Source organism: Nocardiopsis sp. Huas11 (genome assembly GCF_003634495.1).
GTDB lineage: Bacteria > Actinomycetota > Actinomycetes > Streptosporangiales > Streptosporangiaceae > Nocardiopsis.
On the sequence record NZ_RBKY01000001.1, the window covers coordinates 3,646,854 to 3,669,297 of the forward strand.

The window sequence follows — 22,444 nt, forward strand, 5'->3', positions numbered from 1 at the left end:
TTCACATTTCCTACGGTTTTCCCGTTGTGGATCTGGTTCCCCTTTTGTGGGGTTGAGCTGGGTTTGTGGTGGGTGTTTGGTTTCCGTGGTGGTTATGGTGGGAGGGTCACACCCGGTCTCATTCCGAACCCGGTCGTTAAGTCTCCTTGCGCTGATGGTACTGCCCTGTGGTGGGGTGGGAGAGTAGGTTGCTGCCACGGTTTTTTTTGGGGGAGGGGTCGCCTTGTGGGGTGGCTTCTCCCCTTTTTTTTGTGCCCGGGTTTGTGCGTTTGTGAATTGCTGTGGGTGGGTGGGTGTTGGCCGGGGTGGGGTCCCCCCGTTTCCTATGGAACCGTGGTGGGGGCCGACCCGCCAGAGGCGATCGCGGGCTGTGGACGGCGGACCTCACCCTGCGGAGAGAGTCCCCACTGGCAGGGTGGCGGTGAGGAGCTGTGCCATGTCGTAAGCTGGGGGGACGAATACTATGACGCGCTGCTCCTAGTCAAGGTGGCAGCGCTTTTGAATGTTGACGGACGGGTTGGATGACTGAGGACAGCCGATCGGGAGACCGCGAGGACTCCGGAGCTAACGACCGTAGCGGTGGCCGCTCCGGGGCACCCGACGGTCGGGGGCGCGGCGATGGACCCCGCTCCCGGCCCGGCTCCGGCGCCGGCAGAGACGACAGAGACCGCGGAGGCGAACGAGGCGGCTCTCAGGGTCGCGATGACCGAGGCGGTTTCCGCGGCCGTGACGACCGCGACCGTCGCGATGACCGCGGTGCACCTCGCCGTGATGACCGGGGCGCGCCCCGCCGTGATGACCGTGCTGGTTTCCAGGGCCGGGATGACCGCGGCGGCCCCCGACGCGATGACCGTGGGCGTGATGAGCGCCGTGGCGGCTTCGACCGTCGGGACGATCGGGGTGCGCCGCGTGGTCAGGGCGACCGTGGTGGATTCCGCGGGCGCGACGATCGCGGTGGACCTCGCCGTGATGACCGTGCTGGTTTCCAGGGTCGCGATGACCGTGGCGGACCTCGCCGTGATGACCGTGGCGGGCCCCGTCGCGACGACCGCGCTGGTTTCCAGGGTCGGGACGACCGCGGTGCACCTCGCCGCGACGACCGGGGCGCGCCCCGCCGTGATGACCGTGCTGGTTTCCAGGGTCGCGATGACCGCGGCGGACCTCGCAGGGACGACCGTGGGCGTGATGAGCGCCGTGGCGGCTTCGACCGTCGGGACGATCGGGGTGCGCCGCGTGGTCAGGGCGACCGTGGTGGATTCCGCGGGCGCGATGACCGTGGCGGACCTCGCCGTGATGACCGGGGCGGTCCCCGTCGGGACGACCGCGCTGGTTTCCAGGGCCGTGACGACCGGCGCGGTGGTGGCGGATTCCGCGACGACCGCGAGCGGCGCCGTCCGCGTGAGGACCGCGACCCCGCCGACGTCGCTCCGCCGCTGCCGGACGAGGCCACCTTCTCCCAGGTGGACCCGGACACCAAGCGCGACCTCCACTCGTTGCCCAAGTCGCTGGCCGAACTCGTCGGCAAGCACATCGTGGCCGCGGGCATGTTCGTGGAAGAGGACCCCGAACGCGCTTACGCGCACGCCGTCTACGCCCGCCGCAAGGCGTCGCGACTGGCCACTGTGCGCGAGGCCTCCGGTGTGGCCGCCTACACCGTCGGCAAGTGGCAGGAAGCGCTCTCGGACCTGCGCGCCGCACGGCGGATGAGCGGTCGGGACAACTTCCTGGCCATCATGGCCGACAGCGAGCGTGGTCTCGGTCGCCCCGAGCGTGCGCTGGAGATCGCCCACGACCCGGCCGCCGAGCAGCTGGACGCCGAGGACCGCATCGAGCTGCGCATCGTCGCGGCGGGGGCTCGCCGCGACATGGGCGACACCAAGGCGGCTCTGGCCGAGCTCCAGATCCCCGAGCTGAAGGAGCGGCGCGCCCGTCCCTGGGTGGCCCGCCTCTTCTACGCCTACGCCGACGTCCTGGAGGAGCTCGGCCGGGACGAGGACGCACGCGAGTACTTCGCGCGGGCGTCGTCCGTGGACAGCGAGGGCGTTACCGACGCCGATGAGCGGCTGGCCGCGCTGGAAGGCGTGGAACTGGTCGACATCGACATCGAGGACGGCATCGTCTGGACCGACGCCGAAGAGCCCGAGGAACCGGAAGAGGACGAGGCCCCGGAAGCTGGGCCCGCCGCTCCCCGGGAACGGGACTGAGCACATCGAATGACGCGCCGTCGGGCGGCCCCGTGCCGTTCGGCGGCGCTCTCGTGCGTCTGGGCTCCCTACCTCCGGCCCACGAGTCGGTGGTGTGTCTGACCTATCTCGGTGACCGGCCGCTGCTGGTGCGCCACCGTGACCGTGCCTGGGAGTTCCCGGGCGGGCACACCGAGCCCGGTGAGTCGGTGGAGGACACGGCGCGCCGGGAAGCCCTCGAGGAGGCGGGCGCCACCCTCGAGGACGTCCAGGTGGTCGGCCACTACGTCCTGCCCAGCGGACACGTCACCATCGTGACCCGGGCGCGGGTCAGCGCACTCGCGCCCATCACGGGTGACTTCGAGACCATCGACGTCCGGGCGTTCGACTCCCTGCCCGAGGACCTGTCCTGGCACGACGGCATCTACGCCCACCTGCTCCGCGAACTCGGCCTGCCCGGAGCGCCGCGCTGACCCGAGCGTGCGCCGGGGAACGGTCGGCGCCGGGTGCGGGTCACCCCGCGGGGCGGATGTAGAGGTCCTCGGTCCCCAGCCGCTGGTACCCGAGCCTCCGGTTGATCGCGAGCATCGGGTCGTTGGTCAGGTTGTTGCCGGTGAAGGCGCGGCTGTAGCCGCGCTCCCGGGCCCGGTGCAGAGCGGCCGTCTTGGCATAGCGGGCCAGGCCGCGTCCCCGGAACTCGCGCAGTGTGCCCGTCATGGAGGACTCCAGGCGGGTGTGGCCGTCGGAGATGTAGCACGTGATCGCCACCGGCGTGCCGTCGAGCAGCAGCACCAGGCTCAGGTCCAGGTCGGAGAGCGGGTGCTTCCAGACGTCCTGCTGCCACTCCGCATAGTCGCGGGTCATTCCGGACATCGCCCCGGGCTCGTCCGCGCTGGTGATCCTGTCGAGGTCGTACAGCGCGCGCGGGCCGCCCTCGTACTCCGCCCACGAGCACAGCTCGGATCCGGCAGGAGCCGGTGGGACGGCGGGGAGGTCCTTCAGGTCCAGTCCGAGGATGGCGTCGGACTCGGACGGCTCGTACCCGTGTTCCTCCAGGACCCGGCGCAGCCGCGGACCGCCGATCTGGATCGCCTCGTCGGCGACGGCCACCCGAAGCGTGACGGCTCCCGCCTCGACCAGGCTGCGCTCGGCGGCTTCCAGGAGGCGGTCCTCGACGCCCGTGCCGCGATGGCCCGGGTCGACCGAGATCAGGTACGTGATGCCGGAGGTCTCCTCGCCTTCGACCCGTCGGAGGCGGGTGCGGGCGAAACCGACCACCGCACCGCTGCGGTCCACCGCGACCAGGGACGTGCGATCGTCCTTCTTCAGTTCGCGATCGTGACGCCAGCGCATCGCCTCCTCGGTGAGCACCATGCTCGGGAAGCAAGCGTGGACGAGGGGGAAGGCGGCGGGGAGACCATCGTGGTCCAGGGCGCGGATCTGAATCGTCATGCGCCGAGGCTAGGTGAGCCCCCGCCGTCCCGCACGCCATTTATTCTCGCGGGTCGCCGGCGGCCGCGGCCTGTTCCTGGGCCAGCCGGTCCAGCCAGTGCATGATGCCCGAGACGTTGGCCTCGGGGCCGGCGAGGATGTCCATGACCGCGGCGGCGTCCTTCGAGGCGTTCTCCGGCAGCGGCTTGTACCGGGAGACCACCTTGTCGCGGACCATCGCGACGGCGTGGTCGAGATCGCCCTGGGTGCCGTGCGCCTCCTGGACCGTCTCGACCCACATCCGCAGTTCCGTCTCGGCGCGGTCGATCGTCTCCGCGACGGTGTCGACGGCTCCGAAGTGGGAGAACATCAGCCGCTGGGCGTCGATGTCGCCGAACAGGCGCAGTGTGCGCAGGCAGGCGTCGAGGTCGAAGTCCGGCGGCGGGGTGGCGGGGCGCACGTCGCCGGTGAGGGGGTTGTACACGCCCAGGGCGTCACCGACGTACAGGTCGCCGGTGAGCGTGTCGACCAGGCCCATGTGGTGTTTGGCGTGCCCCGGGGCGTAGTGCGAGACCAGTTGTCGGCCCGCACCCAGATCGATCTCCCCGGTCTCGGCCACGGAGCGGATGCGGGCGGCCTCCGTGGGGGACATCCGGCCGAACAGGACGTCCAGGCGGTCGCCCCACACCATGGCGGCGCTGCTCATCAGCCGGCTGGGGTCGGCCAGGTGGCGGGCGCCGCGTTCGTGGACGACGATCTCGGCGTTGGGGAAGAGCGCGGCCATGTCGCCGGTGCCGCCCGCGTGGTCGAGGTGGATGTGCGTGACGACGATGGTGGCGAGGTCCTCGGGCGCGAGTCCGAGTCGGGTGACGGCCTCGTGCAGGACCGGCGCCGAGCCGGCGGTGCCGACCTCGACCAGGCAGGGCCGCTCGGAGCGGATGAGATAGCTGGACACGACTCCCGCGTATCCGGCGAGCATGGTGTCGATGGCGAAGATGTCGTCGCCCAGAGGGGTGATGCCCTCGGGCAGACGGCTTTCGTCCACGTCGTCGTGCACTGTCAGCACTCCTGTCCTCGTCGGTCGTCCGGCCACCAGGTGACCGAATCCGACTCTAGGACACCCGTGTCGGCACAGGTGGGGCCGGGGGCCGCCGTCGTCCACAGGCTGAAGTCGGGCCTTGTCCTCCCGGCCGCTCGCGATGATCCTGGAATCAGCGCACACGCCCTCCATCCACGGTCCGGATCCGTGCCCTCACCGCGCGGTGTGCCAGCTCTGCCGGTTTCCGAGCCCTGGAGGGCCTATGCAGCACACCACCACCGCGGCGGCCGGGCGCCGTGCCACCACACCGGAGACCACCGCCGTGCCGGGCCGCGACCCGGTCCCTGAAGGGCGGGGCGCACGGTCGGGTCCTTCGGAGTCGGCCTCCGCGCCCTCACCGGCCTCCGCGACCCCACGGGCTTCCGGCACGGTGGCGGCGCCCGAGCGGGCGACGAGGTCGCGATCGACGGGCTCTACTGGGACCGCGAGGACGCGGGGGAGGTCGACGAGGACGTCCTCGACAGGGCCTGGGCCGGAGAGTCCGGTGGCCGACCGCGGGGCCGAGGGGCGCGGGTCGACCACGGGGACGTCGACGCACACGGGGGAGCCCGTGGGCGGCTCCGGGCCGCAGGAGAGCGAGGGGTCGAAGGCCGGACCGGCGCGGGCACGCGTGGCCGGGGAGCCCTCGGGGTCCGCGCGGGTGCGATTCCAGGCGCCAGTGAGCTCGGGGAAGGACTCAGCCGCGGCGGGCACGGCAAAGGCCGGTGGAAAGAGGGCGTCCGGCGCGATGAGCGAGCCGGCCGGGTCGGAGCGCGCCATCGGGGCTGGGGAGGACAACGGCCGGCGGGAGGCGGCGCCCGAGCCCGACCATCTCAACGAGATCGTGCTGGTGGGCCGGGTGACCGCTGAACCGTCCGTGCGCGATCTGCCCAGCGGGGATCGGCTGGTGACCTGGCGGATCTGTGTGGCCCGGCCACCGGACACCCGGTTCCGGGGCAGGCGGGTCGACTCCATCACCTGCGTCAGTTTCGACGAGGGGGTGCGGGACGAGGTGCGGGGGTGGCGGCTCGGGGACGTGGTGCGGCTGTCAGGGGCGCTCAGGCGCCGCACATGGCGGGGGTACGACGCCGTGCGGAGCGTGCACGAGGTGGAGGTGGGCGGCGCGGCTCTGATCCGCGCGGTGCGGCCCAAGCGCGGGGCGGTGCGCCGGTGAGCGGGCCGGGGTCACCAGCCCAGTCGGGCCAGCGCCGCGCGTGCGGACGGGCCGGTCGGGTCCACCGCGGTGTGCGTCCACAGCGCCTCGCACAGGGCGCGCAGTCCGTCGAGCCGGTCTCCGGCGCCCTCCACCCGCACTGTGTCGTCCGCGGCCGTCACGGTCCAACCCCGGCAGCGGGTGTGGGGGCCGTCGACCAGTACGGCCGGGTGGGTCTCGTTCATCCCCGACACGTCCCACGCCAGGAAACGGGGGCGCTGGTGTGCGGGGGCCGCCAGCGCGTCCGCGGGGGTGGCCACTCCGGACAGCACGAGCATGCCGGCGGCGCCGTGTGTGGTGGCGCCCTCGATGTCGGTGTCCAGGCGGTCCCCGACGATGAGCGGGTTGCGGGCGCCGGTGCGCAGTATGCCCTCCTCGTGCAGGGGGCGCATGGGCTTGCCCGCCACCACCGGCTCCACGCCCGTGGCGTGCGCGATCACCCGGACGAACGCCCCGTTGGCCGGGGTGATGCCCTGTGCGGTGGGGGCGGTGGCGTCGGCGTTGCTCGCCACGTAGAAGGCGCCGCGTGCGACCGCGAGCGCGCCCTGGTCGAGCAGGTCCCGCGTGATGCGCGGTGCGTAGCCCTGGACGACGGCCACCACGGACGGGCCGGCCACCGTGACGGGGCGCAGGCCCATGCGGCGCACGGCCTGGCGGAGGCCGGTGTCGCCCACCACCAGCACGTCCGAACCGGCGGGGAAGCGTGCGCTGACGAGTCGGGCGGCGGCCTCGGCGGAGGTCACCACGTCCTCGGGGGAGGCCGCCACCCCCAGCTGGGTCAGCTGCTCGGCGATCCGTGCGGGCGTACGGCCCGCGTTGTTGGTCACGAACGCCACGCGTGCGCCCGCGGCCCGCGCCTTGCCCACGGCCTCCGGTGCCGCGGGGACGGCGTTCGGGCCGATGTAGACCACACCGTCCAGGTCCAGGAGCATCGCGTCGTACAGCTCGTTGAGCGGGCGGTCGGCGGCGAGCAGCGACATGGTGGCGGGCCCACTTTCGCGTGGCGGACGTGGTCACTGTCCAGGCTAGGGCTCGCGGCGGCCGGGCGCCGACGCCGGGGCCCGGCGTGGGGTGTGCGCTGTGTCGCACGGCCGGTGGCGAGGGGCGGAGAGCGGGACGGTGCGGGGGAACGGAGGGCGCGTTCCCGTGGACGGGAGGGGTCGCTTGTCCCGGGCCGAGGTGTGCGGCGTGGTGGTGCGCGCCTCAGGTCGAACGTACGGTTCTCCGGGTGGTGGCGTCCGGTGCCCGACGAACACCATGGACCCATGTCGCCGAGAACAGTCGCCGCCGTGTCGGCTCTGACCCTGATCGCCCTGATGTCGCCCATGCCGCCCGCGGCCGCGGGGGAGTCGGCTTCCGCGGGAGCGGACCGGTCGTTGACCGCCGAGGCCGTGGACGCCTATGTGAGCGACTACGTCGAGTCCGCGCTCCTGCCGGGCGCGACCGTGGCCGTCACCCAGGGGACCGAGGTCGTGCGGGTGGCGGGGTACGGGGTCGACTCCCGGGGCGAGCCGATGACCGCGGACACCCCCATGGGGGGTGCCTCCATCAGCAAGGCCTTCACCGCTCTGGCGGTGCTGAGGCTGGTGGAGGACGGGACGCTCGCGCTCGACGACCGGGTGGTCGAGCACCTGGACGAGTTCGTCATGGCCGATCCGCGCAGCGACCGGATCACCGTCGGCCAGCTGTTGTCGCAGACCTCGGGGCTGTCGGACACCGCCTTCCGGGAGAAGAGCGAGCCCGCGCCGCGGGACCTGGAGGGCGCGGTCGCGCGGTTGGCCGGGGCCGGGCTGGCCGCCGATCCTGGCGCTGAGTACCACTACCACAACCCCAATTACCACGTGGCGGCCCGCCTGGTGGAGGTGGTCTCGGGGCGTTCCTTCGGTGACTTCATGGACGAGCGCGTCTTCGAGCCGTTGGGGATGGCCGACACGGTCACGGTCGATACCGCGGCGGAGGTGTTCGAGGCGGGTGTGGCCACGGGCCATATCGGGGTTCTGGGGCGTGCGGTGGCGATCGCCGAGCCGGACGACTTCTACAACGGCGCCGGTGGGATGGTCACCACAGCCGCGGACCTGTCGCGGTGGCTCATCGCGCAGAACAACGGTGGTGTGGGGCCGGACGGGGTCCGGGTCCTGTCGGCCGAGGGCATCGAGAGATCCCATTCCTCCCCCGGGGTCGGGGCCCCGGGCGAGGAGAGCGCCCTGGGGTGGACGACGCGGTCCAGCCCCGAGGGAACCGCGATGGTCTCGCACGGCGGCGTCCAGTTCACCTACACCGCGTACCACGCGTTGTTGCCGGAGAGCGGGTACGGGATCGCGGTGCTGGCCGACACGGGGTTGGGGGTGTCCGACGCCTCCGCGCTGCTCTACGGCCTGGTGGCGCTCGCGGACGGGCAGGAGCCGGCGGCGCCGACCACGCGGATGCTGTTCTGGCTCGACGTGGCCATGGTGGTGCTGGTGGCCCTGTCCGGATACCTGGCCGTGCGTGGTGTGCGTCGAGCGGGTGCCTGGGCGCTGGCGGCTCGGGGGCGGGCGTGGTGGTGGTCGGCGGCGCGCCTGTTCCCAGGGATGGCGCTGATGGTGGTGGCGATGGTTCCGCACCGGTTGACGGCGTGGTCGGCCGGGGGGCGCGACGTGCCCTGGGCGCACGTGTTCTACGTCGTGCCGGGTGTGTTCACCGCGTTGATGGTGGGTGCGGCCGCGTGCGCGGTGGTGTACGCGGTGCGGGCGTTCCGGTGGGCGGGGGTGGTGCGCTCCGGTGCTGTGACATCCAGGCGTGGGCGAACGCCACGGCCCGGGGGAGGGAGAAGAGTCGTGCGCGGGCCTGGCCGACCTGTCCGGTGGTGACGGCTCCGGTGGCTTCGAAGGCCGCGCCCAGGTCGTCGAAGTCGGCGGAGTCCAGGATCACGTCGGTGTAGGTGACCCAGGCCCGGGTTCGGTCCGGGCGCAGGACCGCGCAGGAGGACGGGCCCGTGGCGGGTTGTGGCAGGAGGTACTCGGCGAGGTGGAACGCGGTGCAGGACGCGTAGCCCACGCCCAGGAGCAGGACTCGGGCGTGGGCCCGCTCCAGGCGGGCGAGTGGTGAGCGCTCGCCCAGCGCGCAGTGCAGGGGGTGGTCGCGGGTCAGGGTGTCGGCGCGGGGGCCCAGGGCGGCGAAGGAGGTCTGGGGGTGTGCGCTGCGGGTGGCGCCGGACCAGGTGCGCAGTGTCTCGGGGATCCGGCCCATGCCGCCGGTCGGTGTCACCTGGGGGTCGTAGGCGGGGCTGTGCTCGCGGATGGTCGGCCACCAGGACGCGGGGACCGCGGGCGCCGACCAGTGTGCGGGGTCGGAGTTGTCCATGGTCTGGGTGGGCGCGGCGAGGGTGCCTTCGGGGCCGATCGCGTCGGTCAGGGCCTGGATGACGGCCGGTGCGCCGCCGCACACCCAGCCGAGCGATCGTAGGGAGGAGTGGACGAGCAGGGTGTCGGCGGGGCGGACGCCCAGTGCGGTGAGGTCGTGTGTCAGTGACGCCCGGGTGCGGGGCGGGTGGTCGGGGTCGGGGGTGAAGGGCATGGCGGTGTCCTGTCCGGGTGGTGTGGTGAGCAGGTCGGCGCACCGGAGGCAGGGGCACCATCGATTTCCTCGTGCCGGTTCAGGGGTGGTCGAGGATGCGCATGACCAGGCCGGAGCGCGGTTTGGGGCCGAAGGAGGTGGACTTGCGGGGGGTGAGTTCCCCGCGGTCGGCGATCGCGTAGACGTGCTGCACGCTCATCGGGGGCACGAGTACGGCCGTGCCCTCGGTCTCCCGGGCGGCCTGGACGGCTTCGCCGGGGTCGTCGTGGACCATGCGGATCTCGCCTTGGAAGTTCCACCGGGGGAGGAGCACTTCCTGCAGGATCGCTGTGGGCAGGTGCCGCCAGTCGGTCGAGCGGGTGGGCATGGCGCGCTTGAGCGCGGCCTCGTCGAAGTCGTGGACCAGGTGGGCCGTGCCGTCGGGGGCCGCCAGCACGAGTGAGGGGGTGGGGGCCGTCTCCGGTACGTGCGGGGCCTGGTCCGCGAGCTCGTCCACGGTGGCGATCTCGCGGGCGGTCTCCAGGGCGGCGGCGGTGTCGAGGCCGGGCAGGACGCGGTGGATGGCGCCGAGGCGCGGTGGGTGGACCTCGCTGTCCACGAGGAAGGCGAGTCCGTAGGCCCATGCGGGTTCGCGGTGGTGCTCGTGCATGGCGCGGTAGGCGTCGTAGCGGTGGTGGCCGTCGGCGATGAGGGCGGTCCGCTGGGCCAGGTCGGCGCTGATCTGGGCGTGCGCGGCCGTCGACGGCAGGGCCCACAGGCGGTGTCGGGTCCCGTCGGAGGTGCGGGTGTCCACGAGCAGGTCGCCCTGGTGCTCGGCCGATTCGGTGATGCGGGTGGTGGCGCCGTTTCCGCCCCGGTAGAGGAGGAAGATCGGTTCGAGGTTGGCGCGGGTGGTGCGCATCAGCCGTACGCGGTCGCGTACCGGGCCCTGGCTCACGCTCTCGTGGCCGCGGACGGGGCTGGGCTCCCCTTCGGGCAGGCGCAGGGCTCCGACGAGTCCGCGCTGGCGGGTGCCGTCGGCGGTGACCTGTTCGTAGACGTACAGCGCGGGTGCCTCGTCCTGGGACAGCACGCCGTCGTCGATCCACGAGCGCAGGCTCTCGGCGGCGCGTTCGTAGACGACCGTGGCGGGGGCGCCCGAACAGTTGCCCGGCATGGTCAGGTTGAGCTGGTAGGGGCGGGTGAGCCGGGTCGCGTTGTGCGGGTCGGAGCGGAACAGCTCCATGGCCTCCGCGGGCCCGGGGATGTCGTAGGGCGGGGCGAGGAGGTGGGCGACCTCGAGTTCACCGGAGTCCAGGACATGACCGATGTCCAGGGCCGTGTAGCGCAGGCCGCGGAAGGGAGCCAGTTCGAGTGGTTGGCGAGGCATCACAGCAAACTACCGGGAGCGGCGGGGCGGTCGCCCGCGCGTGGCCGGGCGGGGCGTTCGGGTTCAGATCAGCTTGCGCATGCGCAGCAGGTCGCTGACGCTGGCCTCGACGCGGACCCGTCGGCTGAACAGCGCCTTGGCGTAGTCCATGCGGTCCTCGGCCAGGTCCACCAGGTCGTCGCTGTCCACGGTGACGACGACCTGTGCCTTGGGTGCGGCGGTGTCGGTGGGGCGGTGGGTGACGTCGACCAGGCCGTCCTGGGTCAGGCGCATGTCGAACACCGTGTCCAGGTCGGGCACGCGCACGCTCACCGAACGCTCCCGGATGTGCCGGCGGCGTTCCTGTGAGGGTCGTTCGAGGATGCGCTCGTTCACCTTGGCGATTCCGGCGAGGCAGGCGTCGATACTGCTCATGGGCAACATCATGCCCTACCTTGCGGTGGTGGGGCCGGTCGTGTGCGGGGCAACCGGGACGAATGGGGTGTCCTTCGGGGTTCGCGTGTCACAGGCGCCGCGGACCGGTAGCGTTGGGTGCTGAACCCCCCACTGCGTAGTGGCCCCTCCCTTGCTGCGCCCTCCTTCTTCTCCTGCGTCCCATCAAGGAGCACGTGATCATGGTCGTCGACGCGGTACGCACGTATTTCGATGCCACCAGTGGCCTGACCGAGCTGTCCCGTAAGGAGGCCGTGGCCGCGGCCAAGGCCCTGTTGAAGGCGAACGGGCGGCCCGCGGCTCCCGCGGTGGAGCAGGAGGCGCTGCCCGCGCGGGTGGGGCAGAGCATCCAGGCCCTGGCCGGGGAGCTGATCGCGACCAACGAGGCGAACCGGACGGCCATCGCCGAGCTGGTCGGTTCGGAGGTCGCGCGCCAGTTGGAGCGGATGGACATCGTGCCTCGCGCGGAGTACGAGCGTGTGGTGCGCCGGGTCGCCGAGCTCGAGCGGCGGTTGGCCGCGCGGCACATGGTCGATCGTGTGCCGGTCTCCGAGGTCGCGTTGGTCGCGGCCTCCGGGGGCGCGGTGGTCGGCGGGGGGTCCGTCGCGGGTCCGGGTGCCGCGGTGCGTTCCGCTGCGCCGGAGGAGGCGGAGGAGGCCGAGGAGCCTGTGGCGGGCGCGGCCGGGGCACGAACGGCCGCCGGGGCCGCCGAGGAGGAGGCCACGGCGGACGCGGTGTCGGGCGCCGAGTCCGAGGATGAGCCTGAGGCGGGATCGGAGCCCGAGGCGGGAGAGCGGGCGCGGACCGGCGCCGGAGCCGACGATGCCGAGGACGCTGAGGACGCCGCGGGCACCGAGTCCGGGGGCGCGGCCCCGGCCCGCAAGACCACCTCGCGCAGTAAGCCGCGTACCACCACCAAGTCGGCCCGCGCCCGTTCGGCGCCCAAGCGCACGACCAAGGCCAAGGGGTCGACGGGCAAGGGCTCGACGAAGAAGTAGAGTCCCAGCAGAGCACGATCACGGGAGGACCATGGACGCCGAGGACGACGCCGCGCGCTTGGCCGAGCGGACACTCCACAGCACCCGGGAGCGGTTGGCCGCCCTGGACGCTCGGCCCACGGCCGAGCACGTGGAGGTCTTCGACTCCCTGCACCAGGAGCTGTCCGGTGTCCTGGGCGCGCTCGGACAGGGTGCGCGGGCCTCCTGAGCACCCGCGGCGCCCACCATCCCCGATATCCTTGGTGACCATGGCAAAACGAACTCGGCTCGACGCGGAACTGGTCCGCCGCGGTCACGCACGCTCCCGGGGCCACGCGGCCGAGATCATCGAGAGCGGATTCGTCCGCGTCGCCGGGATCATCGCGTCCAAGGCCGCGACCCAGGTCGGCACCGACCAGCCCATCGTCGTGCGCACTCCCGCGGACGAACCCTCCTATGTCTCGCGTGGCGCCCACAAGCTCATCGGGGCCCTCGACGCGTTCTCACTGGACGTCTCGGGCCGCAGGGCCCTGGACGCGGGCGCCTCCACGGGCGGTTTCACCGACGTGCTGCTGCGCCGTGGCGCGGCGCACGTGACCGCTGTGGACGTGGGCTATGGCCAGTTGGCGTGGGCGTTGCGCAGCAACGACCGGGTCCGGGTCATGGAACGCGTCAACGTTCGTGAGCTCACCCCCGAGCAGATCGGGGAGCCGCGCCCCGGCCTGGTCGTGGGTGATCTGTCGTTCATCTCCCTCAAGCTGGTCCTGCGCCCTCTGAAGGAGTGCGTGGCGACCGACGCCGACTTCGTCCTCATGGTCAAACCGCAGTTCGAGGTCGGTAAGGCGCGGGTCGGCGCCGGGGGCGTGGTCCGAGAGCCCGCGCTGCGCGCCGAGGCGGTGTCCGACGTCGCCGCGCACGCGCTCACCCTGGGGCTGGGCACCGTCGACGTGACCGCCAGTCCGCTACCCGGGCCCTCGGGCAACGTCGAGTACTTCCTGTGGATGCGCGCCGACGCCTCGCCCCTGGACCCCGAGGCGCTCACCCGCGCCATCGAGGAGGGGCCGCGCTAGCGAGCGTGGCGGCGTGTCCGGGGTGTCCGGTAACGTGACCCGGCCGGGTCCGCGCGAGGCTTCCCGGTCAGTACTGAGGCTCCCGACGGGGGAGTGAACGTAAGGGGACGGCGATGACCAGCGGACGCAGTGTCCTTCTGCTGGCGCACACGGGTCGGCCCGCCGCTCTGCGCAGCGCCGAACTCGTCCACAGGAGCCTGACCCGTGCCGGGCTCACCGTGCGCATGCTCAAGGGCGAGATCGAGGAGCTGTCGGCCGCGGGCTGCGGTCTGAGCCCGGTGGAGGCGGTCGAGCCGGCCGTCGCGGCCGAGGGTGTCGAGCTGGTCATGGTCCTGGGCGGGGACGGCACGCTGTTGCGGGCCGCCGAGCTCGCGCGGCCGGCCGGGGCGCCCCTGCTCGGTGTCAACCTGGGGCACGTGGGGTTCCTCGCCGAGGCCGAACGCGAGGATCTGGGCGCCACGGTGCGCAGCGTCGTGGACCGCGACTACGACGTCGAGGAGCGGATGACCCTCGACGTGGCCGTCTTCAACGGGGGGCGGGCCGAGGGTACGCCGACCGTGCGCACCTGGGCGCTGAACGAGGCCACGTTGGAGAAGGGGGAGTCGCGGCGCATCGTCGAGGCCGTCCTGGAGATCGATGGGCGTCCGCTGTCGCGGTGGGCCTGTGACGGTGTGGTGTGCGCGACCCCCACCGGGTCGACCGCGCACGCCTTCTCCGCGGGCGGTCCCGTGGTCTGGCCGGACGTGGAGGCGCTGATGGTCGTTCCGTTGAGCGCGCACGCCCTGTTCGCGCGCCCCCTGGTGGTGGGGCCGCAGGCGACGGTGGCGCTGGAGGTTCTGCCCGACACGGCGCCGGGCGTGCTCTGGTGCGATGGACGACGTATGGTCGAATTGCCCGCAGGGGCACGAATCGAGATCACCCGTGCCGATACGCCGGTGCGGCTGGCCCGGCTGCACCGGGCGCCGTTCACCGACCGGCTGGTGGCCAAGTTCGGTCTGCCGGTCGCCGGTTGGCGGGGGCGGGTGGAACAGGGCCGGTGACCGGGGCCGTGGGTCCCACCGGGCCGGTGTCCGCGTGTGAGCGCGCGGGTGAGAGCTAGTGGTGTCGACGATCAGGAGAGGGACCGGTGCTCGAAGAAGTCCGCATCAAGGGACTCGGAGTCATTGACGACGCCGTACTGGAGTTGTCGCCGGGGCTGACCGTCGTCACCGGTGAGACCGGTGCGGGAAAGACCATGGTCGTGACCGGTCTCGGACTGCTCTTCGGGGGGCGCGCGGACCCGCAGCGGGTCCGGCCGGGTGCCGGTCGCGCGGTCGTGGAGGGCCGGTTGACCGTTCCCGAGGGCGGCCGGGTGGCGACCCGTGTCCTGGACGCGGGCGGTGACATCGAGGACGACGTCCTGATCCTGACGCGCGCGGTCTCGGCGGAGGGGCGCTCGCGTGCCACCATGGGCGGCCGTTCGGCGCCGGTGAGCCTGCTGGCCTATCTCGCCGACGACCTGGTGGCCGTGCACGGCCAGTCGGATCAGCAGCGGTTGCTGCGTACGGACCGTCAGCGCTCGGCGTTGGACCGTTTCTCGGGGGAGGCCCTGCACAAGGCGTTGAAGCAGTACTCGGTGGCCTACCGCCGGCACCGCGAGGTCACGGTGGAGCTGGAGGAGTTGGTGGAGCGGGCGCGCGAGCGCACACAGGAGGCCGACATGCTCCGGTTCGGTGTGGAGGAGATCACCGCGGCCGAGCTCCAGCCCGGTGAGGACGCCGAGCTGTTGGCGGAGGAGACGCGCTTGGCGCACGCCGACGGGTTGCGGGTGGCCGCCACGACCGCTCACGAGGCGTTGGCCGGGGATCCCGCCTCGGATGTGGAGGTCGACGTGGCCGCCCTGTTGTCGGCGGCGCGGCAGGCGGTGGGGGCGGTGCGTGAGCACGATCCGGAACTGGCCGCCATCGGTGAGCGGTTGGACGAGGCGTCCTACATCCTGACCGACGCGGCCACGGAGCTGGCCTCCTACGCCGAGTCGGTCGACGCCGATCCGGCGCGGTTGGCGGCCGTCCAGGAGCGGCGCGCGTTGCTGACGCAGCTCTCGCGCAAGTACGGGGCGACCACCGACGACGTGTTGGCCTGGGCGGAGAACGCCGCCAAGCGGTTGGGCGACCTGGAGGGCGACGACGAGCGGATCGAGGCCCTGAGCGCGGAGGTCGAGGACCTGCGTGAGCGGTTGGAGTCCTACGCCCAGGAGTTGACCCGGATCCGGTCGGAGGCGGCCGAGCGGTTCGGTTCGGCGGTCACCGAGGAGCTCACGGCGCTGGCGATGCCGCACGCCCGGGTGAGCGTGCGGATCCAGACGGGTGAGGAGTTCGGTCAGCACGGCCGCGACGAGGTGGAGCTGCTGCTCGCGCCCCACCCCAGTTCTCCGCCGCTGGCCCTGCACAAGGGCGCTTCGGGTGGTGAGCTCTCGCGGGTGATGCTGGCCATCGAGGTGGTCTTCGCCGGGGCCGATCCGGTTCCCACGTTCGTCTTCGACGAGGTCGATGCGGGTGTGGGCGGCAAGGCGGCGGTGGAGATCGGTCGCCGGCTGGCCCGACTGGCGCAGCGGGCGCAGGTCATCGTGGTCACGCACCTGCCGCAGGTCGCGGCGTTCGCCGACGCGCACCTGGTGGTGGAGAAGTCCACGGAGGGCCTGGTGACCGAGAGCGGGGTGGTCCGACTGGACCGTGACGGGCGGGTGCGGGAGCTGTCCAGGATGCTCGCCGGGCTGGAGGATTCCGAGCTCGGTCGCGCCCACGCCGAGGAGCTGCTCAGCAACGCCGGTCCCGAGCGCGCCTACCCGGCGGCCTGAGCGCCGCCGCGCCGAGGCGCGGGTGTTGACGCGGGGCGGGGGTGGGTAGGGGAGTGGAAGGTCGCTGCGGGCGAGGCCCGGATCCGCGGGGTGCGGGGGTCGTCGCGTGGCGGCGGAGGAATTTCTAACACGCCGACCGACCAGCTGTTGTGACTCACCGTAGTCGTATTCTGACAGTATTCCTGCGATGAAGGTATCGGACGCGCTCAGCGCCACAGTCATGCGGTTCCGCCGGACCCGGGCGGACGCTCCCTCCGGGCTGGTCGCACCCGTCCACTCGGACCGCCGCACCAAGAACCTGACCAAACGACTGCGCCCCGGCGACATCGCGGTCATCGACCACGTCGATCTGGACCGTGTCAGTGCCGAGGCGCTGGTCGACTGCGGTGTGTCGGCGGTGCTCAACGTCGCGCCCAGCATCAGCGGCCGCTACCCCAACCAGGGGCCGCAGCTGCTGGTGGAGGCGGGCATCCCCCTGGTGGACGAGGTCGACCCCGAGGTCTTCACCCGGGTCCGTGACGGCGAACGCCTGCGGTTGGACGCCGGCGGGCTCTACCGCGGCGACGAGCTGTTGGCGCTGGGCCGGCTCCAGACCCCCGAGACGGTGGCGTCGGCCATGACGGAGGCGCGGGCCGGGCTGGCCACACAGTTGGAGGCCTTCGCCGCCAACACCATGGCCTACCTGCAGCGTGAGCGGGACCTTCTGTTGGACGGGATCGGTATCCCGGAGATCGAGACCGACATGGAGGGCCGCCACGTCCTCATCGTGGTCCGTGGCTACCACTACCGGGAGGACCTGGTCGCCCTGCGGCCCTACATCCGGGAGTTCCACCCGGTCATCATCGCGGTGGACGGGGGCGCCGACGCGGTGCTGGAGGCCGGGTACCGGCCCGACATCATCGTCGGTGACTTCGACTCGGTCTCGGACCAGGCGTTGGCCAGTGGCGCGGAGCTGGTGGTGCACGCCTACCGTGACGGGCGGGCGCCCGGGCTGCCCCGGCTCACCGCTCTGGGGCACACCGCGGTGGTCTTTCCCGCGACCGGTACCAGTGAGGACGTGGCGATGATGCTCGCCGATGGTTCCGGTGCCGCTCTGATCGTGGCGGTGGGTACGCACGCCACCTTGGAGGAGTTCCTCGACAAGGGCCGGTCCGGTATGGCCAGCACCTTCCTCACCCGGCTGCGGGTGGGCGGCAAGCTCGTGGACGCCAAGGGGGTGAGCCGCCTGTACCGTTCCCGGATCTCGCCGTGGGCGCTGCTGGTGCTGGTGGCGGCGTCCCTGTTCACGATTCTCGTCGCCGCCTACAGCTCACCGGCCGGTCAGGTCTATCTCACGTTTCTCGCGGCGCGCTGGGACGCGTTCTCCTACTGGTTGACGGGGCTGTTGACGTGATCGATTTCCGCTATCACCTGGTGTCCATCATCGCGGTGTTCCTCGCCTTGACGGTGGGTCTGGCGCTGGGCACGACCATGCTCCAGGACCCGCTGCTCAACACCTTGCAGTCCGAGACGGCCGATCTGCGGGGGCAGAGCGAGGAGCTGCGTCTGGAGCGCGACGCGTCCGAGCGTGTCAACGAGGGGGCCGACGAGCTGTCGGAGGCGGCGGCGCAGGACCTGTTGGAGGACCGGTTGCAGGGTCTGGGGGTGGCCGTGGTGGTCGCTCCGGGCGCGGAGGAGGACATGGCCACCGCCCTGGCCGCCCGGGTGGAGGAGGCGGGAGGCGAGGTCGTGGGCCGGATCTCCTTCACCGAGGAGTTCCCCGACGAGGCCAACGCGGCGTTCGTGGACGAGCTCGCGGTGCAGGTCTCGGCGGAGGCGGAGGAGATGGACGGCGGGGCCTACGTCAAGTCGGCGACGCTGATCGGCGGGGCTCTGGCCCGGTCCGGAGGTGATGAGGAGTCCGACGACGAGCGGGACGTCGGGCGCGGCCGGGAGTCCTCCGACGGCGAGGAGGGGTCCGACGACGGCGAGGGGTCCGACGGTGGGGGCGGCGTCGATCCCGCCGCGGTCCTGGCCGCCTACAGCGAGGCGGACCTGCTCGCCGTGGAGGGTGACCCCGCCGGGGCGGCGGACGCCGTCCTGGTGGTCGCGCCCGCGGTGGACGGTGTCGAGGGCGATCCCGAGCGGACCAACACCGTGGTCGCCACGGTCGCTTCGACCCTGAGCGAGCAGGTGGGGCCCACGGTCCTGGCCGGGGACATGCGTTCGGGCCGGGACGAGGGCCTGATCGCGCAGGTGCGGGTGCACGAGCCGGACTACGCGACCGTCGACGTCGCGGGCCGTCCGATGGGTGACATCGTCACGGTGCTGGCCCTGGCCGACAGCCTGGAGGGCGGGGGCGCGGCCTACGGGGTGGGCGAGGGCGTGGAGGGCTTCCTGCCCTCGCCGCTGCCCGGCCCGCTCTCGGCGGGGCCGCAGGAGTCGGGTGGGGACGAGGAGGCCTCGGCGCGGCCCGACGACGAGGCCCGCCGGGCCGCGAGCGGGGAGTGACGCCGTGCTCGACGACGTGATCCGGCGGTGCGCCGGTCGGGGTTCCTCGCGCCGTGAGCGGGTGGGCGCGCGCCCCCGGTACGCCTTGCAGGGGCTGGCGGGCGCCGTTCTGGGCGCCGTCGCGGCCAAGGCCGCGTACTCGCTGCTGACCCGGCCCGTCCCGGGCGGGTCCGGGGCGGTGTCGCCGGACTGGGGGGGTGCGTCGGCGCGGCCGGAGGGCGGGCCGGGCCCCGACCGCTGGCTGCGGTCGAACTTCCGGGGGCGCAGTGTGACGCTCCAGGAGGGGCCGGCGCTGGCCTCGGCCGTGTGCGCGGCGAGTCTGTTCACTCCTGGGCCGGCGCCGCGGGTGCGGGCGGCCAGCGCGCTGGCGGCCGCCGGGGCCGCCGCGTTCGGTGCCTATGACGACCTGGCCGGGACCGTGCGGGCGCGGGGGTTGCGGGGTCATCTCACGGCGCTGTGCCGGGGGCGGGTGACCACCGGGGGGGTCAAGATCGTGGGCATCGGTGTCACGGGTGTGGCGGCGGCCGCGCTGTTGCGGCGTTCGTTCGTGGACACGGTGCTGGACGGTGCGCTCATCGCCGCCAGCGCGAACCTCGTCAACCTGTTCGATCTGCGGCCCGGCCGGGCGGCCAAGGTGTGCCTGATCGCGGCCGCCCCGGCGCTGGCGTCGCCGGCCGCGCCCCTGCTGGGGCCCGCGGTGGGGGCCGCGGTCGCGTTGTTGCCCGATGAACTGGCCGAGCGTTCGATGCTGGGTGATACGGGGGCCAACGCGTTGGGGGCGGCGCTGGGCGTGGCGGCGGTCGCGCGTGCTCCGCGCCGGGTGCGGGCGGTCCTGCTCGGTGGTGCGGTGGCGCTGACCCTGGCCAGCGAGCGCGTCAGCTTCTCGCGCTGCATCGACCGTGTCCCGGTCCTGCGCCGACTCGACCAATGGGGAAGAGCCGCGCCGGAGGCGTCCGTTGAGGGTGGTGGCGAGCCACAGAAGGACGGAGTCGCGCCACAGGCGTCCGAGGGTGGCGAGGCCGGCGGTGGCCGACGGGTGGGCGCGGTCGCGCAGGAGACGTTCGTCGCGGGTGGTGGCGGGTGAGCCCGGCCCCCGGTCCGGTCGCGGAGTGACACGGGGCGTCGGTGCGGCGGCGGTGCTCATCGCGGTGGTCACCGTCGGGGCCCGTTTGGCGGGATTCGGTCGCACCGTGGTGTTCTCCCAGACCGTCGGCGACACCTGTCTGGGCACGGCCTACGTCACCGCCAACCAGTTGCCGGCGGTGCTGTTCGAGATCGTCATCGGCGGCGCCCTGACGGCCGTGGTCGTGCCGGTGCTCGCCGCGGCCGCGCACCGGGGCGACCACGACCAGGTGCGGTGGACGGTGTCGGCCCTGGTCACCTGGGTGCTGGTGCTCTCGGTGCCGTTGGCGGTCCTGATCGCCCTGGTGTCGGTGCCCGCGATGGCCCTGATGCTCGGGCAGGGCGCCGGCTGCGACCACGCCGCGCTGCTGGCGCTCGCGGCGCGCATGGTGGTGGTGTTCGCTCCGCAGGTGGTCTTCTACGGCCTGGCCGCGGTGCTCTACGGTGTGCTGCAGTCCCACCGCCGGTACCTGGCCCCGGCGCTGGCGCCCCTGGTGTCCAGTCTCGTGGTGATCGCGGTCTACCTGGCGTTCGTCCCCCTGGGGGCCGACCACCGCCAGGACATCGGCGGTCTGTCGACCGCCGCGGAGCTGACGTTGTCGGTGGGGACCACGCTCGGGGTGTCGGCGCTCTTCCTCACCGTGCTGGGTCCGGCCGCCCGGTTGCGGATCCGTCCGCGGCCGCGCCTGACCTTCCCGCCGGGGGTGGGGCAGCGGGTGCGGGCCCTGGCCGCGGCCTCCCTCCTTCCGCTGGTGGCCATGCAGGTGAGCCTGCTGTTGTCGGTGGCGTTGGCGAACTGGGGCGGCGGTGCGGGGGCGGCCGTGCTCTACACCTACGCCTGGGCGCTGTTCGCCCTGCCCTACGGGGTGATCGCCGTTCCGATCGCCACGAGCGCCTTCACGGCGCTGTCGGTCGCGCACGCCGAGCACGACCAGGTCCGGTTCGACGCCGTGGTCTCGGGGGCGGCGCGCGCCTGCGTGGTGGTGACGGCGGGTCTGGGGACCGCTCTGGCCGCCGCCGCGGGCCCGGTGGCGGCCGTGTTCGCCCAGCAGGACCCGCTGCCCCTGGAGCGCGCGCTGCTGGCCTACGCGCCGGGGGTCGTGGGGTTCGGCCTGGTGGCCCTGTTGAGCCGTGCGCTGTTCGCCTCCCACCGCGGTCGGCCCGCCGCGCTCGCGCAGGTCGCCGGGTGGCTGGTGGTGATGGTGTGCGCGGTGGTACTGGTGTGGGCGAGTCGGCCGGACTGGACCATCGCGGCCCTGGGCGCTGGGAGCACGATCGGTCTGAGCCTGGCCGCGGCCTTGCTGTGCGCGGCGGTGGTGCGCGCGCACGGGCGGGCCGCGCTGGGCGGTCTGGGGCGGTCCCTGGGCGCGGCGGCGGCCGGCGGGGCCGTGGGATGGTGCGCGGGGCGGGCTCTGGTGCCGATCCTGCCGGCGGAGGGAGTGTGGCCGACGCTGGGCGCCGCGGTGACGGCGGCGACGGTGGCGCTGGCCGGCTACGCGGTGGTCGCCGCCGTGGTGGACCGTGCGGCGGTACGCGCGGTCGTGGGACGGGCCAGGAGCGCACTCGACAGTCGAAGGGGGAAGCGGTGAACGGCAGGATCGCGCTGGTCGTGGGGACCAGTACGGGAGGTGTGGGCCGCCACGTCCGTTCGTTGGGCGCGGGGCTGGTCCGGCGGGGGATGCGGGTGGCCGTGCTCGGTCCGGCCTCGGCGGAGCGGGAGTTCGGTTTCACGCGGGAGGGGATGCGGTTCTCTCCGGTGCCGATCGGGCCCGTGCCGGCGTGGTCCGATCCGGGGGCGGTGATGCGGCTGCGCGCCCTGGTGCGCGGCGCGGACCTGGTCCACGCGCACGGTCTGCGGGCGGGCGCCCTGTGCGCCCTGGCGGGGTCGGCGCCGCTGGTGGTGACCGCGCACAACGCGCCGCCGCCGTTGCGCGGTCCGTTGGCGGCGGCCTATCCGGTGCTGGAGCGCCTGGTGGCGCGCCGGGCCGAGGTGGTGCTGGGCGTGTCGGGGGACCTGGTGCGCCGGCTGCGTGCGGCCGGGGCGCGGGACGCGCGGATGGCGGTGGTGGCGGCCCCGTCCACGGGCGCGCCGTTCAACGGGCGCGAGGCCACCAGGGCGGATCTGGGGGTGCTTCCGGAGCGGCCGCTGGTGCTGACCATCGCCCGGCTGGCTCCGCAGAAGGGGTTGGACACCCTGTTGGAGGCGGTTCCGCTGATCGCCGACCGGCGGCCCGAGCCGGTGGTGGCGATCGCGGGGGACGGGCCGCTGTGGGGCGCGTTGCACGATTCGGCGGCGGAGCTGCGCGGTGACGTGCGGATGCTGGGGCACCGCTCGGACGTGGCGGACCTGTTGGCGGCGGCCGACGTGTTCGTGCTGACGAGTCAGTGGGAGGGGCCGTCGCTGGTGATCATGGAGGCGCTGCGGGCCGGCCTGCCGGTGGTGTCCACGCGTGTGGGCGGCATCCCCGACCTGTACTCCGGGACGGTGCTGATGGTGCCGGCCGGGGACGCGCGTGCCTTCGCCGCGGCGGTGGGCCGGGTGCTGGACGAGCCGGAGCTGGCCCGGGACCTGCGCGCGCGCTCGCGCCGGGCGGCGGCGGCGCTGCCCACCGAGGACGACGCGGTGGAGGCGGCGTCCGCGGTGTACAAGGCGGTGACGCGGGGGTGAACCGGGTGGCGGGGGCGGGT

21 protein-coding genes, 1 rRNA gene and 1 pseudogene are annotated in these 22,444 nt (G+C 73.0%); 15 read left to right on the forward strand and 8 right to left on the reverse strand.

Annotation, left to right across the window (positions count from 1 at the left end; all coding sequences use genetic code 11):
* Window positions 1-84 precede the first annotated feature (84 nt).
* A 5S ribosomal RNA gene (gene rrf / locus DFP74_RS16710) occupies window positions 85-200 on the forward strand.
* A gap of 261 nt (window positions 201-461) precedes the next feature.
* On the opposite strand, the gene DFP74_RS16715 is transcribed toward rrf, so the two are convergent.
* Window positions 462-1,490 carry a hypothetical protein gene (locus tag DFP74_RS16715; RefSeq protein WP_121182579.1) on the reverse strand — a complete coding sequence of 343 codons (1,029 nt, stop codon included), beginning with the start codon at window positions 1,488-1,490 and terminating at the stop codon, window positions 462-464.
* Between DFP74_RS16715 and DFP74_RS16720 the strand changes: the two genes are divergently transcribed.
* Both DFP74_RS16720 and DFP74_RS16725 read left to right on the forward strand, forming a co-directional pair.
* Entirely contained in the window at window positions 1,461-2,204 is a 744-nt protein-coding gene (locus DFP74_RS16720) for a M48 family metallopeptidase (RefSeq protein WP_199725677.1), read from the forward strand. The genes DFP74_RS16715 and DFP74_RS16720 overlap by 30 nt on opposite strands.
* 53 nt (window positions 2,205-2,257) lie before the next feature.
* Window positions 2,258-2,656, forward strand: a complete 399-nt coding sequence (locus tag DFP74_RS16725; RefSeq protein ID WP_121188313.1) for an NUDIX domain-containing protein — start codon at window positions 2,258-2,260, stop codon at window positions 2,654-2,656.
* Window positions 2,657-2,696: 40 nt separating this feature from the next.
* Here the strand turns inward: DFP74_RS16725 and DFP74_RS16730 are convergent, their stop codons facing one another.
* From DFP74_RS16730 to DFP74_RS33540, 3 genes are all read right to left on the reverse strand, one after another.
* On the reverse strand, window positions 2,697-3,635 hold the full coding sequence (locus tag DFP74_RS16730; protein WP_121182583.1) for a GNAT family N-acetyltransferase: 939 nt from the start codon (window positions 3,633-3,635) through the stop codon (window positions 2,697-2,699).
* A gap of 40 nt (window positions 3,636-3,675) precedes the next feature.
* Window positions 3,676-4,671, reverse strand: a complete 996-nt coding sequence (locus tag DFP74_RS16735; protein WP_199725908.1) for an MBL fold metallo-hydrolase — start codon at window positions 4,669-4,671, stop codon at window positions 3,676-3,678.
* A 195-nt stretch (window positions 4,672-4,866) separates the two neighbouring features.
* Window positions 4,867-5,472: a hypothetical protein gene (locus DFP74_RS33540; protein ID WP_158613009.1), complete on the reverse strand. Its 606-nt coding sequence runs from the start codon at window positions 5,470-5,472 to the stop codon at window positions 4,867-4,869.
* On the opposite strand from DFP74_RS33540, the gene DFP74_RS16745 reads away from it, so the two are divergent.
* Window positions 5,441-5,866 (forward strand): single-stranded DNA-binding protein, encoded by a 426-nt coding sequence (locus DFP74_RS16745; protein ID WP_121182587.1) that lies wholly within the window; start codon window positions 5,441-5,443, stop codon window positions 5,864-5,866. The genes DFP74_RS33540 and DFP74_RS16745 overlap by 32 nt on opposite strands.
* 11 nt (window positions 5,867-5,877) lie before the next feature.
* Here the strand turns inward: DFP74_RS16745 and DFP74_RS16750 are convergent, their stop codons facing one another.
* The gene (locus DFP74_RS16750; RefSeq protein ID WP_121182589.1) at window positions 5,878-6,885 is read right to left on the reverse strand and encodes an HAD-IIA family hydrolase; all 1,008 of its coding nucleotides are present in this window, start codon (window positions 6,883-6,885) and stop codon (window positions 5,878-5,880) included.
* 345 nt (window positions 6,886-7,230) lie between these two features.
* Here DFP74_RS16750 and DFP74_RS34385 point away from each other — a divergent pair.
* Window positions 7,231-8,238, forward strand: a pseudogene (locus DFP74_RS34385) (serine hydrolase domain-containing protein); the annotation flags it as partial.
* Window positions 8,239-8,581: 343 nt separating this feature from the next.
* On the opposite strand, the gene DFP74_RS16760 reads toward DFP74_RS34385, so the two are convergent.
* The 3 genes from DFP74_RS16760 to DFP74_RS16770 all read right to left on the reverse strand — a co-directional run bounded on the left by DFP74_RS16760 (window position 8,582) and on the right by DFP74_RS16770 (window position 11,243).
* Window positions 8,582-9,460 carry an aminoglycoside N(3)-acetyltransferase gene (locus DFP74_RS16760; RefSeq protein WP_121182591.1) on the reverse strand — a complete coding sequence of 293 codons (879 nt, stop codon included), beginning with the start codon at window positions 9,458-9,460 and terminating at the stop codon, window positions 8,582-8,584.
* 79 nt (window positions 9,461-9,539) lie between these two features.
* Window positions 9,540-10,829 carry a DUF1015 family protein gene (locus DFP74_RS16765; protein WP_121182593.1) on the reverse strand — a complete coding sequence of 430 codons (1,290 nt, stop codon included), beginning with the start codon at window positions 10,827-10,829 and terminating at the stop codon, window positions 9,540-9,542.
* A 63-nt stretch (window positions 10,830-10,892) separates the two neighbouring features.
* On the reverse strand, window positions 10,893-11,243 hold the full coding sequence (locus tag DFP74_RS16770; RefSeq protein WP_121188314.1) for an SCP2 sterol-binding domain-containing protein: 351 nt from the start codon (window positions 11,241-11,243) through the stop codon (window positions 10,893-10,895).
* Between the two features lie 200 nt (window positions 11,244-11,443).
* Between DFP74_RS16770 and DFP74_RS16775 the strand changes: the two genes are divergently transcribed.
* The 10 genes from DFP74_RS16775 to DFP74_RS16815 all read left to right on the forward strand — a co-directional run bounded on the left by DFP74_RS16775 (window position 11,444) and on the right by DFP74_RS16815 (window position 22,424).
* Window positions 11,444-12,259: a membrane fusogenic activity family protein gene (locus DFP74_RS16775; RefSeq protein WP_121188315.1), complete on the forward strand. Its 816-nt coding sequence runs from the start codon at window positions 11,444-11,446 to the stop codon at window positions 12,257-12,259.
* A 31-nt stretch (window positions 12,260-12,290) separates the two neighbouring features.
* Window positions 12,291-12,467, forward strand: coding sequence for a hypothetical protein (locus DFP74_RS33915; protein WP_199725678.1), 177 nt, complete (start codon window positions 12,291-12,293; stop codon window positions 12,465-12,467).
* A gap of 40 nt (window positions 12,468-12,507) precedes the next feature.
* Window positions 12,508-13,308 carry a TlyA family RNA methyltransferase gene (locus DFP74_RS16780; RefSeq protein WP_199725679.1) on the forward strand — a complete coding sequence of 267 codons (801 nt, stop codon included), beginning with the start codon at window positions 12,508-12,510 and terminating at the stop codon, window positions 13,306-13,308.
* Between the two features lie 113 nt (window positions 13,309-13,421).
* Window positions 13,422-14,348 carry an NAD kinase gene (locus DFP74_RS16785; protein ID WP_121182597.1) on the forward strand — a complete coding sequence of 309 codons (927 nt, stop codon included), beginning with the start codon at window positions 13,422-13,424 and terminating at the stop codon, window positions 14,346-14,348.
* Window positions 14,349-14,434: 86 nt separating this feature from the next.
* Window positions 14,435-16,144, forward strand: a complete 1,710-nt coding sequence (gene recN, locus DFP74_RS16790) for a DNA repair protein RecN (RefSeq protein ID WP_121182599.1) — start codon at window positions 14,435-14,437, stop codon at window positions 16,142-16,144.
* A gap of 220 nt (window positions 16,145-16,364) precedes the next feature.
* On the forward strand, window positions 16,365-17,537 hold the full coding sequence (gene steA / locus DFP74_RS16795; protein ID WP_121182601.1) for a putative cytokinetic ring protein SteA: 1,173 nt from the start codon (window positions 16,365-16,367) through the stop codon (window positions 17,535-17,537).
* Window positions 17,534-18,634, forward strand: a complete 1,101-nt coding sequence (locus tag DFP74_RS16800) for a copper transporter (protein WP_121182603.1) — start codon at window positions 17,534-17,536, stop codon at window positions 18,632-18,634. Before steA ends, DFP74_RS16800 begins: the two co-directional genes overlap by 4 nt.
* Before the next feature lie 61 nt (window positions 18,635-18,695).
* Entirely contained in the window at window positions 18,696-19,718 is a 1,023-nt protein-coding gene (locus DFP74_RS16805; RefSeq protein ID WP_233571349.1) for a hypothetical protein, read from the forward strand.
* 25 nt (window positions 19,719-19,743) lie between these two features.
* Window positions 19,744-21,345: a lipid II flippase MurJ gene (locus tag DFP74_RS16810; protein WP_121188316.1), complete on the forward strand. Its 1,602-nt coding sequence runs from the start codon at window positions 19,744-19,746 to the stop codon at window positions 21,343-21,345.
* Window positions 21,342-22,424, forward strand: a complete 1,083-nt coding sequence (locus DFP74_RS16815; RefSeq protein WP_121182605.1) for a glycosyltransferase family 4 protein — start codon at window positions 21,342-21,344, stop codon at window positions 22,422-22,424. Before DFP74_RS16810 ends, DFP74_RS16815 begins: the two co-directional genes overlap by 4 nt.
* The last annotated feature ends 20 nt before the right edge of the window (window positions 22,425-22,444 follow it).

Bases quoted from the DNA above. Each gene is read 5' to 3' on its own strand.
- DFP74_RS16770 (WP_121188314.1), bottom strand. From the start codon at position 11,243: ATGAGCAGTATCGACGCCTGCCTCGCCGGAATCGCCAAGGTGAACGAG.
- DFP74_RS16750 (WP_121182589.1), bottom strand. From the start codon at position 6,885: ATGTCGCTGCTCGCCGCCGACCGCCCGCTCAACGAGCTGTACGACGCG.
- DFP74_RS33540 (WP_158613009.1), bottom strand. From the start codon at position 5,472: ATGGCGCGCTCCGACCCGGCCGGCTCGCTCATCGCGCCGGACGCCCTC.
- DFP74_RS16760 (WP_121182591.1), bottom strand. From the start codon at position 9,460: ATGCCCTTCACCCCCGACCCCGACCACCCGCCCCGCACCCGGGCGTCA.
- steA (WP_121182601.1), top strand. From the start codon at position 16,365: ATGCGGTTCCGCCGGACCCGGGCGGACGCTCCCTCCGGGCTGGTCGCA.
- DFP74_RS16775 (WP_121188315.1), top strand. From the start codon at position 11,444: ATGGTCGTCGACGCGGTACGCACGTATTTCGATGCCACCAGTGGCCTG.
- DFP74_RS16745 (WP_121182587.1), top strand. From the start codon at position 5,441: ATGAGCGAGCCGGCCGGGTCGGAGCGCGCCATCGGGGCTGGGGAGGAC.
- DFP74_RS16780 (WP_199725679.1), top strand. From the start codon at position 12,508: ATGGCAAAACGAACTCGGCTCGACGCGGAACTGGTCCGCCGCGGTCAC.
- DFP74_RS16730 (WP_121182583.1), bottom strand. From the start codon at position 3,635: ATGACGATTCAGATCCGCGCCCTGGACCACGATGGTCTCCCCGCCGCC.
- DFP74_RS33915 (WP_199725678.1), top strand. From the start codon at position 12,291: ATGGACGCCGAGGACGACGCCGCGCGCTTGGCCGAGCGGACACTCCAC.
- DFP74_RS16765 (WP_121182593.1), bottom strand. From the start codon at position 10,829: ATGCCTCGCCAACCACTCGAACTGGCTCCCTTCCGCGGCCTGCGCTAC.
- DFP74_RS16785 (WP_121182597.1), top strand. From the start codon at position 13,422: ATGACCAGCGGACGCAGTGTCCTTCTGCTGGCGCACACGGGTCGGCCC.